The organism is Nocardia sp. NPDC004568 (assembly GCF_040609955.1).
GTDB lineage: Bacteria > Actinomycetota > Actinomycetes > Mycobacteriales > Mycobacteriaceae > Nocardia.
The window spans coordinates 16,249-28,267 of the sequence record NZ_JBEXLL010000082.1; the positions used below are offsets into that span (position 1 = coordinate 16,249).

The 12,019-nt window shown below is 66.7% G+C and carries 14 protein-coding genes; 2 read left to right on the forward strand and 12 right to left on the reverse strand.

Annotated elements, in window-relative coordinates; all coding sequences use genetic code 11:
• Window positions 1-28: 28 nt before the first annotated feature.
• The 12 genes from mtrA to cofD all read right to left on the reverse strand — a co-directional run bounded on the left by mtrA (window position 29) and on the right by cofD (window position 10,478).
• On the reverse strand, window positions 29-715 hold the full coding sequence (mtrA, locus tag ABZV91_RS27565; protein ID WP_030523354.1) for an MtrAB system response regulator MtrA: 687 nt from the start codon (window positions 713-715) through the stop codon (window positions 29-31).
• A gap of 70 nt (window positions 716-785) precedes the next feature.
• A complete protein-coding gene (locus tag ABZV91_RS27570) occupies window positions 786-1,460 on the reverse strand; it encodes a dTMP kinase (protein ID WP_355247635.1) in 675 nt (224 codons plus the stop codon).
• Between the two features lie 179 nt (window positions 1,461-1,639).
• Entirely contained in the window at window positions 1,640-1,885 is a 246-nt protein-coding gene (locus ABZV91_RS27575) for a hypothetical protein (RefSeq protein WP_355247638.1), read from the reverse strand.
• Between the two features lie 189 nt (window positions 1,886-2,074).
• Entirely contained in the window at window positions 2,075-3,556 is a 1,482-nt protein-coding gene (ahcY, locus tag ABZV91_RS27580; RefSeq protein WP_355247641.1) for an adenosylhomocysteinase, read from the reverse strand.
• 126 nt (window positions 3,557-3,682) lie between these two features.
• Window positions 3,683-4,744 carry an alkane 1-monooxygenase gene (locus ABZV91_RS27585; RefSeq protein ID WP_355247644.1) on the reverse strand — a complete coding sequence of 354 codons (1,062 nt, stop codon included), beginning with the start codon at window positions 4,742-4,744 and terminating at the stop codon, window positions 3,683-3,685.
• 323 nt (window positions 4,745-5,067) lie between these two features.
• Window positions 5,068-5,688, reverse strand: a complete 621-nt coding sequence (locus ABZV91_RS27590; RefSeq protein ID WP_355247647.1) for a TetR family transcriptional regulator — start codon at window positions 5,686-5,688, stop codon at window positions 5,068-5,070.
• A gap of 42 nt (window positions 5,689-5,730) precedes the next feature.
• Window positions 5,731-5,913 carry a rubredoxin gene (locus tag ABZV91_RS27595; protein WP_063131552.1) on the reverse strand — a complete coding sequence of 61 codons (183 nt, stop codon included), beginning with the start codon at window positions 5,911-5,913 and terminating at the stop codon, window positions 5,731-5,733.
• A gap of 29 nt (window positions 5,914-5,942) precedes the next feature.
• The gene (locus ABZV91_RS27600) at window positions 5,943-6,128 is read right to left on the reverse strand and encodes a rubredoxin (RefSeq protein ID WP_355247651.1); all 186 of its coding nucleotides are present in this window, start codon (window positions 6,126-6,128) and stop codon (window positions 5,943-5,945) included.
• On the reverse strand, window positions 6,125-7,357 hold the full coding sequence (locus ABZV91_RS27605; protein ID WP_355247654.1) for an alkane 1-monooxygenase: 1,233 nt from the start codon (window positions 7,355-7,357) through the stop codon (window positions 6,125-6,127). Before ABZV91_RS27605 ends, ABZV91_RS27600 begins: the two co-directional genes overlap by 4 nt.
• A gap of 240 nt (window positions 7,358-7,597) precedes the next feature.
• Window positions 7,598-8,116: an NUDIX domain-containing protein gene (locus ABZV91_RS27610; protein ID WP_355247657.1), complete on the reverse strand. Its 519-nt coding sequence runs from the start codon at window positions 8,114-8,116 to the stop codon at window positions 7,598-7,600.
• Entirely contained in the window at window positions 8,113-9,483 is a 1,371-nt protein-coding gene (locus ABZV91_RS27615) for a coenzyme F420-0:L-glutamate ligase (RefSeq protein ID WP_355247660.1), read from the reverse strand. The genes ABZV91_RS27610 and ABZV91_RS27615 overlap by 4 nt, the downstream gene beginning before the upstream one ends.
• Window positions 9,480-10,478 (reverse strand): 2-phospho-L-lactate transferase, encoded by a 999-nt coding sequence (gene cofD / locus ABZV91_RS27620; RefSeq protein ID WP_355247663.1) that lies wholly within the window; start codon window positions 10,476-10,478, stop codon window positions 9,480-9,482. Before cofD ends, ABZV91_RS27615 begins: the two co-directional genes overlap by 4 nt.
• 512 nt (window positions 10,479-10,990) lie before the next feature.
• Between cofD and ABZV91_RS27625 the strand changes: the two genes are divergently transcribed.
• Together ABZV91_RS27625 and ABZV91_RS27630 are read left to right on the forward strand one after the other, a co-directional pair.
• The gene (locus tag ABZV91_RS27625; RefSeq protein ID WP_039826355.1) at window positions 10,991-11,224 is read left to right on the forward strand and encodes a WhiB family transcriptional regulator; all 234 of its coding nucleotides are present in this window, start codon (window positions 10,991-10,993) and stop codon (window positions 11,222-11,224) included.
• 85 nt (window positions 11,225-11,309) lie between these two features.
• On the forward strand, window positions 11,310-11,789 hold the full coding sequence (locus ABZV91_RS27630) for a metallopeptidase family protein (protein ID WP_168165638.1): 480 nt from the start codon (window positions 11,310-11,312) through the stop codon (window positions 11,787-11,789).
• Window positions 11,790-12,019: the final 230 nt, after the last annotated feature.

Below are 12,019 nucleotides of genomic sequence, written 5' to 3' on the forward strand. Positions count from 1 at the left end.
GCCTCCGGACCCGGGACCTCGAGCCGGATCACGGCGGACCGGCCTTATACCCCACACCGCGGACGGTCAGCACGATCTCGGGATTCTCCGGATCTTTTTCGACCTTCGCTCGTAGTCGCTGCACATGGACGTTCACCAGGCGGGTGTCGGCGGCGTGCCGGTAACCCCAGACCTGCTCCAGCAGCACCTCGCGGGTGAACACCTGGCGGGGTTTGCGGGCCAGCGCTACCAGCAGGTCGAATTCCAGCGGCGTGAGCGAGATCTGGCCGCCCTCGCGGGTGACCTTGTGTGCCGGGACATCGATCACGATATCGGCGATGTTCAGCAGCTCGGCCGGTTCTTCCTCGGTGCGGCGCAGCCGGGCCCGCACCCGGGCCACCAGTTCCTTCGGCTTGAATGGTTTGACGATGTAGTCGTCGGCGCCGGATTCGAGGCCGAGCACCACATCGACGGTGTCCGTCTTGGCGGTGAGCATCACGATCGGCACACCCGAGTCGGCGCGCAGCACCCGGCACACATCGATGCCGTTCATCCCCGGCAGCATGAGATCGAGCAGCACCAGATCGGGCCGGATCTCACGAACTGCCGACAGGGCCTGGGTGCCGTCGCCGACCACGTGCGGATCGAACCCCTCGCCCCGCAGGACGATGGTGAGCATCTCCGCGAGCGCCATATCGTCGTCGACGACCAGAATCTTCGGCTTCATAGTTACTATGTTGTCATCTCCCGCGCTCGTAACGGGCCGCCACGCCACACAGTGGCGCGTTCCCGCCGGATATCCAACACTAATTCGCGACCAATGCGGCGAGCCGCGCGGCCAATGAGTTCATTTCCCCGGCGAGCCGGCCGGAACCGTCTTCTTCGGTGGATCGGAAAACCCACCAGGTTCCATACCAATCCCGCCGAGCAAGATCACGGTACACCTCGGCGGTACGTTCCTGTAATCCGCGGTCGCGTTCGTAGGCGTCCAGGTCGCGCGCCGCATCGAGCTCACCGCGGCGGCGCGCGCGTGAGGCCGCGACCTCGACCGGAACATCGAGCAGCAACTGCACCCGCGGTACCGGGAGTTCGAACCGGCCGAATTCCAATTCACCCACCCACCGCACGATTTCTCCGTCGGCGGACCGGCCCAGCCGGGCCGCGTTGTAGGCGGCGTTGGAGGCCACGTATCGGTCCAGCACGACGATATCGTTGTCGACGAGCAATTTCGCCAGTTCGTCGGCGGCACCGGCGCGGTCGAGCGCGAACAGGACGGCCATGGCATTCACCGACACCGCCAGATCGCCGTGGGCGCCGCGCAATGCCTCGGCGGCCAGGTCCGCGTGCACCGACCGGCCGTAGCGCGGGAAGGCGAGGGTCGCGACCCGGAGCCCGCGACTGTCGAGCGCGGCCGCCAGCCCGGCGATCAGCGTCCGCTTACCCGCGCCGTCGAGACCCTCGATGGCTATCAGCACTCCCATATCCAGGCAGGATACCCCGGTCGTACGCGAAATCCTCGCGCCGGTTCTCCGCGGCTGCACCACCTGGGCGGAACGAAGATCACACACCGCGCATCCATCCGCGGCGAGCCCTCCACTCCCGCGGTGGCCGGACAGGCGGACCGGAACCGCGCTCGCCTGCGACGGCCGGATCTACGCGGTTATGCGCAAGCGACCCGCCGTGTACGGCCGTAGTCGTCCTCCAGGGGGTACGCCTGGCCGTTACCGGTCACAACGACGATCTTCCACTTCTGACCGTGGAGGTCGACGACCTTGCCGTACTCATAGCCGTGGCCGCATACCGCGTCCTTCACCCAAGGTTCGTCGGCCTGCGCCGGCGCGGCCATTACGACCCAGCCGATACCCACCGCAGCGATGAGACTCCCCATGCGGAAAACAGATTTCATACCCACCCCTCGACATAGCGCGTCGAGCCAGTTCTCCACTGGCCCAACGTGATCCGAGGCCAACGCAGGGAAAGGTGCGCGGCACGCCAAAGCGTGATCGGCCGGAGTTCCACGGACCCGGACCGACGGCGACGACCGGAGGCCGCCGACACCTCACGGTATCGGCGGCCCGACCGCGAACCACCGGTATCAGTACCGGTAGTGCTCCGGCTTGAACGGGCCCTCGACATCGACGTTGATGTACTCGGCCTGGTCCTTGGTGAGCTTGGTCAGGGTGCCGCCGAGCGCCTCCACGTGGATCCGGGCGACCTTCTCGTCGAGCACCTTGGGCAGGCGGTAGACCTCGTTGTCGTACTCCTCCGGCTTGGTCCACAGTTCGATCTGCGCGATCACCTGGTTGGAGAAGCTGTTGCTCATCACGAACGAGGGGTGGCCGGTGGCGTTGCCGAGGTTGAGCAGACGTCCCTCCGACAGCACGATGATGGACTTACCGGAATCGCCGAACGTCCACAGGTCGACCTGAGGTTTGATATTCAACTTCGTCGCGCCGGAACGTTCCAGGCCCGCCATATCGATTTCGTTGTCGAAATGGCCGATATTGCCGAGAATGGCCTGGTCCTTCATCGCCTTCATATGCTCGAGGGTGATGATGTCCTTGTTGCCGGTGGAGGTGACGACGATATCGGCGTCGGCGATCGCCTGTTCCACGGTCACCACGTCGTAGCCGTCCATCAGCGCCTGCAACGCGTTGATCGGGTCGATCTCGGTGACCTGGACGCGGGCACCCTGACCGGCCAGCGATTCCGCGCAACCCTTGCCCACATCGCCGTAACCGCAGATCAGCACCTTCTTGCCGCCGATGAGGACATCGGTGCCCCGGTTGATGCCGTCGATGAGCGAATGCCGCGTGCCGTACTTGTTGTCGAACTTCGACTTGGTGACCGAGTCGTTGACGTTGATCGCCGGGAAGGACAGCTCACCGGCGGCGGCGAACTGGTAGAGCCGCAGGACGCCGGTGGTGGTCTCCTCGGTGACGCCCTTGACGCTCTCGGCGATCGCGCTCCACTTGCCTTTATCGCTCTCGAACCGCTCACGCAGCAGGTTCAGGAACACGGTGTACTCGGCGGAATGCTCCTCGTCGGCCGGCGGAACCACCCCCGCCTTCTCGAACTGGGCCCCGCGCAGGACGAGCATGGTGGCGTCGCCGCCGTCGTCGAGGATCATATTGGCCGGTTCACCGGGCCAGGTGAGCATCTGCTCGGCAGCCCACCAGTACTCCTCCAGCGTCTCGCCCTTCCAGGCGAAAACAGGAGTGCCCTGCGGCGCGTCGACCGTGCCGTGCGGGCCCACCACCACGGCCGCGGCCGCGTGGTCCTGGGTGGAGAAGATATTGCAGGAGGCCCACCGCACCTGCGCGCCCAGCGCGGTGAGGGTCTCGATCAGCACAGCCGTCTGCACCGTCATATGCAGCGAACCGGAGATCCGGGCGCCCTTCAACGGGGCGACATCGGCGTATTCGCGGCGCAGGGCCATCAATCCGGGCATCTCGTGCTCGGCCAGCCGGATCTCCTTGCGGCCGAAATCGGCCAGCGCCAGGTCCGCGACCTTGTATTCGACACCGTTGCGGGTATCGGTGCTCAGCGAGGTTCGAGGCAGTTCGGAGGTCGTCATCAGCGTGGATCAGCCTTCTCTCGGTATCGGTCTCGATCGCAAGGCTAGCCGGTTGGCACGCACTGCGGCGCAGGTGTGCCGGTCGGCGCGATAGCCGATCGGTAACGCTGCGGATGGGTCCGGTGATCAGGCCGCGACGGTTCCCTGGGCCGGCGCCGGCAGGCGGCGGCGCCTACCGGGCGAGAGGTTGGCCCGGGTGATATCGCCGTCGTAGTGGGCGAGGACCCGTTTGTCCATCACCCACCGCCACAGCGGCGGAACGACGGCCAGTACCACCATCGCCGCGTAGCCGGCGGGCAGTTGCGGGGCCTCGTCCGAACTGCGCAGGGTCTGGTACCGGCGCCCGGGGTTGGCGTGATGGTCGCTGTGCCGCTGGAGATGGAAAAGGAAGATATTGGTGACCAGCCGGTCGCTGTTCCAACTGTCCCGCGGGGTACACCGGCGATAGCGGCCGCCCGGCCGGCGTTCCCGGAGCAGCCCGTAGTGCTCGATGTAGTTCACCGTTTCCAGCAGCCCGGCGCCGAGCGCCGCCTGCAACAGCAGGTACGGCAGGATCTGCCAGCCGGAGACGAGCATCAGGGTCCCGAAGAGCGCCACGGTCATGGACCAGGCCTGCAGGATGTGGTTGTGCGGGCTCCACCAGCCACGCCCGGCCCGCTGCAACCGTTCTCGCTCGAGAGCGATCGCGGAGCGGAAGCCGCCGAGCACACTGCGCGGCAGAAAGGTCCACAGGCTCTCGCCGAGCCGGGCACTGGCCGGATCCTCGGGGGTCGCGACCCGGGCATGATGGCCGCGGTTGTGCTCGACGAAGAAATGTCCGTACCCGGATTGCGCCAGCGCGATCTTGGCCAGCCAGCGTTCCAGGCGCTCCACCCGGTGCCCCAGTTCGTGCGCGGCATTGATACCGATCCCGGAGACGAGTCCCAAGGTGGTGGCGAGGCCGATCTTGTCGACGACGCTCAGGTCGGAACCGGCCCACAGGTGGCCGGCCACGATGAGCCCGATCAGCTGGATGGGCAGGAAGAGATAGGTGCACCAGCGATAGAAGCGATCGTTGGACAGAGTTTCGTAATCCTCGTCGCGCGGATTGGTGCCGTCGTCACCGACGAGCACATCGAGCAGCGGAATGATCACCAGGACCACGATCGGCCCGAGCCACCAGAACACCTCGAGGTCGGTGTGCAGCACCAGCTGTGACGGTAACAACGCACAGCCCGGTGCGATCAGTCCGAGAACCCACAGATGGCGTTTGGGATCGGCCGACCCAGCCGACTTACCGACCAATTGCACTTTTTCCCCGCTATTGAGAACCGTACCGACAGCGGCCTACATATTGACAGAACCTGCGTCACTGATGCGTCCTTGTTCGCTATGAACGTGGGCACCGTTACACGCAGGTACCGTACCGGGGGCCCGGTCAGCCCACACCTTCGTGGTCCGCGAAATCTCCGCTATCAAGCGGATACCACATGGTCGCGCATACAGACACCAGTTCCGCGCGCGGAGCGAATTCACCGCAAACCACGTTCGGCGAGCACTGCGGCGACGTAAGGGCTGAAAACCCGGCCGAGCTCGGCCGGCGCGTCGTGACCGGGCGGCGGCGGGGTCGGGATGTAGCTGATCGCCAGGCGCACCAGCGCGTGGGCGAAGGTCGCGGCCTGAGCCTGTGTCAGTGCGATCCAGCTGCGCTGCATCACCGTCGACAGCCGCTCGGTGGCATGGCCGATGAGCGTCCCGGCGTCGAGGGTGATGAGCCGGAGCAGATCGAGCTTCACCTCACCCAGCAGCAGCGACTGCACGAGCGGGTCCTGTGCCGAATCGTGGAAGTAGCTCGCCAGACCCTCCCGGATCGATGCCTGGGCATCTCCCACATTGGCGGCCAGCGCCGTTTCCACGTGATCGACGAGGTGGTCGGCGAGCCGGAGCGCGTAGGCCTCGGCGAGCCCACCGCGCGAGCCGAATTCGTTGTAGAGGGTCTGCCGGCTCACCCCGGCGCCGGCCGCCACATCGCTCAGCGTGATCTTGGACCAGTCACGCTGCACCAGCAGGTCTCGCATCGCGTCGAGAACAGTGGTGCGCAGCAGCTCGCGGGCAGATCCCTGGGTGACGTTCCGGGCTCCGGTGCTCGGCATATCAGCGACACTTGCACGAAATCACCGTGTGAGTCAAAAGTTTCAAGTTCGCTCGATTTCGATCATGAAGAAATCCGACTTGGCGGCGCCGCAATCCGGGCACGTCCAATCCTCGGGAATATCGTCCCACCGGGTACCGGCCGCGATCCCGTCCTCCGGCCACCCCAGAGCCTCGTCGTATTCGAATCCGCACTGGGCGCACTGATACAGCCTGTAATCGGTCATGGAGCTCACCGGCCTTTCGGTCGATCGGGCTACCGCCGGCCTCCGGGCCGGGCGGGCAACGGCTCGAAATCGATCTTCTCCCGGACCGCGCAGTCCGGGCAGCACCAGTCGTCGGGCACCTCCGACCAGGGCGTACCCGGCGGGAAACCCTCGCGCGGGGCACCCGAGCGCTCATCGTAGACGTAGTCGCACACCGGGCAGCGATATTCGCTCATTCCGGGGCCTCCATCGCGGCCGCACCGTACCGCGCGAGCACCCGGTCCCGGACGGGCGGATGAATGTTCACGCGGGTGATATCGCCGCCGTAGTGCGCGAGCACCCGTTTGTCCATCACCCGCCGCCACAGCGGCGGCACATAGGCGAGGGTGATCATCCCCGCGTAGCCGGCGGGCAGCGCCGGTGCCTGCTGCCAGGTGCGCAGCGCCTGGTATCGCCGCGTCGGGAACGCGTGATGATCGCTGTGCCGCTGCAGGTGGTACAGGAAGATATTCGTCACCAGGAAATCGCTGTTCCAGCTGTGCGCGGGGGTGGGGCGTTCGTAGCGCCCGGAAGCCGTACGCTGCCGCGCCAGACCGTAGTGCTCCGTGTAGTTCACCGCCTCCAGCAAGCCGAATCCCACCACTGCCTGCAGCAGCAGATACGGCAGCAGTTCGAGCCCGAACACGACCACGAGCGCGGTGAACAACACCACGGTCAGCAGCCACGCGGTCAGTACGTCGTTACGCCGATTCCACGGCCCGAACCCGAGCCGCTGCAACCGGGTGCGTTCCAGCGACCACGCCGAACGCACCCCGCCACGGACCGACCGCGGAAAGAACGCCCAGAAGCTCTCACCGAACCGGGCGCTGGCCGGATCCTCGGGGGTCGCGACCCGCACGTGATGGCCGCGATTGTGTTCTATGTAGAAATGACCGTATGCGCTCTGCGCGAGCGCGATCCTGGACAGACGCCGCTCCAGGCCCACTTTCTTGTGCCCGAGTTCGTGCGCGGTATTGATCCCGATGCCGCCGATCACCCCCATCGTAACGGCCAGGCCGATCTTGTCGATCAGCTGCAGTCCGCCCTCCACCGGCAGCCGCGGACCGTCGGCGGTGATCAGGTAGGCACCCGCGAGCAGGGTCGCGTACTGGCACGGCAGATACAGGTAGGTGAGGTAGCGGTAGTACTTGTCCTGCTCGAGGGCCTCCACGATCGCATCGGGTGGGTTGGATCCGTCCGTACCGACCAATCGGTCGGCTATCGGGATGACCAGATAGAGCAGGATGGGCCCGAGCCAGAACACGAGATGGATCAGGCCGGGACAACCCACGGCGGCCAGGGCCCAGACCGACGGGATTCCGATGACGAACAGCCCGGTGGGCGCCAACAGGCCCCACAGCCACAGATACCGTTTGGGGTCGCGCCAGGATTCGGGCGGAGTGGATTCGTAGGGCTCGGCAGACATCTCCGTCTCACTTCTGATAGGGCTCGGCCTGCTTGTCTGACTTCCTCACGCCGGGCGCACCTCGGGTGCGCACCACACTCACTCCTGACGGTAAACGCGAAGAAGGCCCGAAGCGGAGACGTTTATGACTTCGGTAAAGAACGGATTCGGGGTCGCGGATACGTTATGTACCAGGCGGTTCCCGAGGCCGTGTGCGAGCGAAACCGCTGCTCGACCGTGACCCGCCGAGCAGCGGTGACCTCAGCGGATCAGTACATCGGCATCGGCGGGTAGCCCGTCGACGGGCCACCACCGCAGATCGGCGGACTCCGCGCTGCGCACCGGGACCGCTCCGGCGGGTGCGGTGATCCGGAACAACAGGTCCAGATGCCGGGTCGGGGCGCCGAGCGAACAGGTGATCGGATGCGCCTGGACGCCGTAGAGTCCCGGCTCCGGCCGTAGCCCGGGGATTCCCGATTCCTCGGTGGCCTCGCGCAGCGCGGCGTCGGCCACGGTGTCGTCACCGGGCTCACAGTGCCCGCCGAGCTGAATCCAGCGCCCGACCCGCGGATGCAGGGTCAGCAGTACCTCACGGCCGTCGTCGGAGAACACCACGGCCGAGGCGGTGATGTGCCCGGGTCGGTGCTCACGCAGGCAACCGCGCGGCGCCGAGCCGAGAAAGGCCAGTATCGCCTCCCGCAGCGAGGCGTCGGCGCCGGAGTCCGGCCGCCAGTCGGTCAGCAATTCGGTCGCCGACGCGTGCAGCGATTCCGCGGTCACAGTTCCACCAGCCCCGCGGCCGGGTCGCGCGGCGGACGCGGGCTCAACTCCTCGGTGGGATGCCCGACCGCGACGGCCCCCAGCGGAATCCACTCGTCGTCCAGGCCGAGCACGTCCCGGGTCGTCTCCGGAGCGAAGATTGTCGACCCGATCCAACAGCTGCCCAGCCCCTCGGTCGCCAGCGCGACCAGCAGCCCCTGGACGGCGGCCCCGACCGCGACGGTGAACATGGTGCGTTCGGCGTCGCGGCGACGTGCGTCCGGATAGTCGTGGGCGCCGTCGGGAACGCAGAACGGGATGATCACCTCGGGGGCGTCCAACAGGATGCGGCCACGGTTCACCCGCCGCTCGACCCGCTCGGGGTCCAGGCCGTCCGCTGCGAGATCGGCGCGCCACTTGTCCGCCATCGCCGCGAGCAACCGTTGCCGCCGGGCGCGGTCGCGCAACCAGACGAAACGCACCGGGCGGGTGTGATGGGGCGCCGGGGCGGTGAGCGCCACCGCGACCGCGGCACGGATCTGTTCGGGGTCGACGGGGTCCGGGGCGAAGCTCCGGACCGAGCGGCGCATCAATACCGCCTCGCCGCGTCCGCGCGCGATCGCCTCGGCGGTGCCGAGCCAGAACAGGTCGTCGGTACCCGGACGCACCAGGTCCGCTGCCCGGGAACCGTTGTCGGCCACGGACAGACCACGCACCACCGCGATCGGGACCCCGCCGAGCTTGCCCTTGACCAGATCGGCGGCGGCGGCCAGTTCGTCCGCGATCGCCACCTGGGTCACCTGCAGTTCGTTGCCCTGCCCGTCGACGGCGCCCGCGTAGTCGTGCAACACCGGCAGTCCCGCCGAACCGATCGCGACGTCGGTCTGGCCGTTACGCCAGGCGCGGCCCATGGTGTCGGTGACGACCACCGCGATATCCACGCCGAGCCGCGTGCTCAGCGCCGCGCGCAATCCCTTCGCGCTACCGTCGGGGTCGGCGGGCAACAGCACCAGTTCGCCGTGCTCCACATTGGATCCGTCCACACCGGACGCGGCCTGCACGATACCGAGGCGGTTCTCGGTGATCAGGGTCCGGCCGCGCCGCGCCACCACCCGCACCGCTTCCTGTTCGACCAGCCGACGCCGCGCGGCGTCGCGCTCTTCCGGATCGGTCGGGGCCGGCACGATCCGCCCCTCGGCCTTGGCGACGATCTTGCTGGTGACCACGAGGACATCACCGTCGGTCAGCCACGGCGCCCGGGCGGCGATATGTTCGGCGAGATCGTCACCGGGGCGGAATTCCGGTAACCCGGTGATCGGCAGAATCTGCAATTGCGCAGCGGCGTGGTCCCCGGCCACTGTCTCGGCCAACGGGTTTGCGCTGGTCACGGCTTTACTCCTGCCAAATCGAGGGCCTCACGCACCATTTCGGCGGTGGTGGGCGGATCGGTCATCACAAGGGGAACGCTGCGTACCTGCACATCCGGCACCTCGGCGGTATCGGTCGTGTGGATCAGCCAGCCGTCGAGAATGCCTGTGGCCGAACGGGATCCGTAGTGGCGGCCGACCGCCTCCGCCGTCGTCTCCACACCGATCACCGACAGGCACTCATCGGCCATACCGCGCAGCGGTTTGCCGTCGATCACCGGCGAGACTCCGATCACCGGGGCCTTCGTGGTGCGCAGCGCGCCCCGAATTCCGGGCACGGCGAGGATCGACCCGACGCTCACGACGGGGTTCGAGGGGGCGAGTAATACAACATCGGCATCGGCTATGAGTTCGGTCACATTAGGTGCCGGTTTGGCGTCATCTGCCCCGATTGTGGCGAATCCGTGGGTTTCGACGGCGGCGCGGTGGCGAACCCACCACTCCTGGAAATGGATCGCGCGGCGTTCGCCAGGGCTCTCCGGGTCGCTGATAACGACATGCGTTTCACAGCGATCGTCGGTTGCCGGGACGAGTTTCACACCGGGCCGCCATCGATTGCAGAGGGCTTCGGTAACCGCCGAGAGGGGATACCCGGCGCGTAGCATTTCGGTCCGAACCAGGTGCGTCGCGATATCCCGGTCCCCCAGTCCGAACCAGTCGGGCTGGGCATGATATTTCGCCAGCTCCTCCTTGGCGTGCCACGTTTCCCCCAGCCGGCCCCAGCCGCGCTCCGGGTCGATTCCGCCACCGAGCGTATACATGCAGGTATCGAGGTCGGGACAGATTCTCAGCCCGTGCATCCAGACATCGTCGCCCACATTGACGATGGCGGAAACCTCCGCCTCGGGCAGTAGCTCCCGGACGCCCAGCAGGAACCGCGCGCCACCGACTCCGCCGACCAGGACGACGATGCGGGGACCATTGGCGGGTGCGCTGTCCGCTTGTTGTGAAGTCACATCTGTACACACTATGCCGCGCCGGAAATGGTGCACCTTCCGCTATATTTGCCGCTCATTTGCTATTCGGGTCACAAGATCGACTCGGAATGCCGCGCGGGATAGTAACGGAATAGTGACGGTGGCTTGACCATCACTACAGGCGGCGTGTCTAATCACAGACATGTCATTCCGGGTCGCGCGGGAAGTGCAAGGCGCGTACGGAAACTCGAACGGATGTTCGAATTGGAATGGCAGGTTCGGGGAAGTCCGCGAGACAACGTCGCGGAGTTTGGCCGTCGGTATGCGCGTTGATCGACGGAAATGAATTCTTCTGCGCTAACACACAGTGAGGAGGCGGAGCGATGGCCGATGATCTGGCCCCGACCGGCATTCCGGTGGGTGTATCGCGAACCGATTTCACAGCAGGCGCAGCACGAGGCGTCGCTGCTGATAACGGCTGGTCCGGGCTCGATCGGAGTGAGCGTGATTCGACTCCCCGGCTCAGCCTGATCGTGACCGGTTTCGACGAGATGTTCGGCTCCATCGAAGAACAGTGGCAAGAACGCGCACTCTGCGCGGAGACGGACCCGGAGGCCTTCTTCCCGGAGAAGGGTGGCTCCACCCGCGAGGCCAAACGCATCTGCATGGGATGCGAGGTCCGCGACGAATGCCTGGAATACGCGCTCGCGCACGATGAGCGCTTCGGAATCTGGGGCGGCCTGTCGGAGCGGGAGCGCCGGCGCCTCAAGCGCGGTATCGGCTGACGACACCGCTCGCGTCGGTGCGCCCCGGAGCACGTGGCCGGGGCGGGCCGTCGCGGTCGGCGATCACTGACTAACGTTGGCGGTCATGGCACGCTCCCGCAACCGCAGACCCCCGACCGCTCGGTCGGTCAGCCGTCGCGGCCGCGGTGTCCGCGGACCCATGCTGCCGCCGACCGTCCCGGCCTGGCGTACCCGGGGCCAGAAATTCGATCGGCTGGTGCTGGAGGCTTTCGCACCTTTGGACACCCGCTGGCACGATCGGCTCACCAAACTCGATATCGCCGTCGACGACGTGCCCAAAATCCGCCCGCTGCACCCGGATTCGGTCACCTGGCCGGACGAGGTCGTCGCCGACGGCCCGGTCCCGCTGTCCCGGCTCATTCCCGCCGGAGTCGACCGGCACGGCACCCCCATCCGCGCCCGGGTGGTGCTGTTCCGTAAACCTCTCGAACTCCGCGCCGGCGATCCGGACGACCTGGTGGAGCTGCTGCGCGAAGTCCTGGTCCAGCAGATCGCCACCTACCTCGGTGTCGACCCTGACGTCATAGACCCGGAGCCGGAGTAGGGCCGTCGACGGCGTCCCTACTTCCGTACCGGTGGATCGGTCGGCCGAACGCCGCAACGGGCCGAACCATGGGGGGTGGGCTCATCGGGGAAGGGGGGAAGGTGGGAAGGCGCGGGCTCGCTCGTGAAGGTGCTGTGTTTATTTGCGCCGCCTGCGGCGGCGCGGGGTTGAGGCCCCCTTGGTCTCGCCGTTTCGGCCTCGAGACTTGCGCTTCGCGCGGCGCTTTCGAG

Excerpts from the sequence above, each read along its gene's own strand:
- ABZV91_RS27570 (WP_355247635.1), bottom strand. The coding sequence starts at position 1,460 with ATGGGAGTGCTGATAGCCATCGAGGGTCTCGACGGCGCGGGTAAGCGG.
- ABZV91_RS27575 (WP_355247638.1), bottom strand. The coding sequence starts at position 1,885 with ATGAAATCTGTTTTCCGCATGGGGAGTCTCATCGCTGCGGTGGGTATC.
- ahcY (WP_355247641.1), bottom strand. The coding sequence starts at position 3,556 with ATGACGACCTCCGAACTGCCTCGAACCTCGCTGAGCACCGATACCCGC.
- ABZV91_RS27590 (WP_355247647.1), bottom strand. The coding sequence starts at position 5,688 with ATGCCGAGCACCGGAGCCCGGAACGTCACCCAGGGATCTGCCCGCGAG.
- ABZV91_RS27595 (WP_063131552.1), bottom strand. The coding sequence starts at position 5,913 with ATGACCGATTACAGGCTGTATCAGTGCGCCCAGTGCGGATTCGAATAC.
- ABZV91_RS27600 (WP_355247651.1), bottom strand. The coding sequence starts at position 6,128 with ATGAGCGAATATCGCTGCCCGGTGTGCGACTACGTCTACGATGAGCGC.
- ABZV91_RS27605 (WP_355247654.1), bottom strand. The coding sequence starts at position 7,357 with ATGTCTGCCGAGCCCTACGAATCCACTCCGCCCGAATCCTGGCGCGAC.
- ABZV91_RS27625 (WP_039826355.1), top strand. The coding sequence starts at position 10,991 with ATGTTCGGCTCCATCGAAGAACAGTGGCAAGAACGCGCACTCTGCGCG.
- ABZV91_RS27630 (WP_168165638.1), top strand. The coding sequence starts at position 11,310 with ATGGCACGCTCCCGCAACCGCAGACCCCCGACCGCTCGGTCGGTCAGC.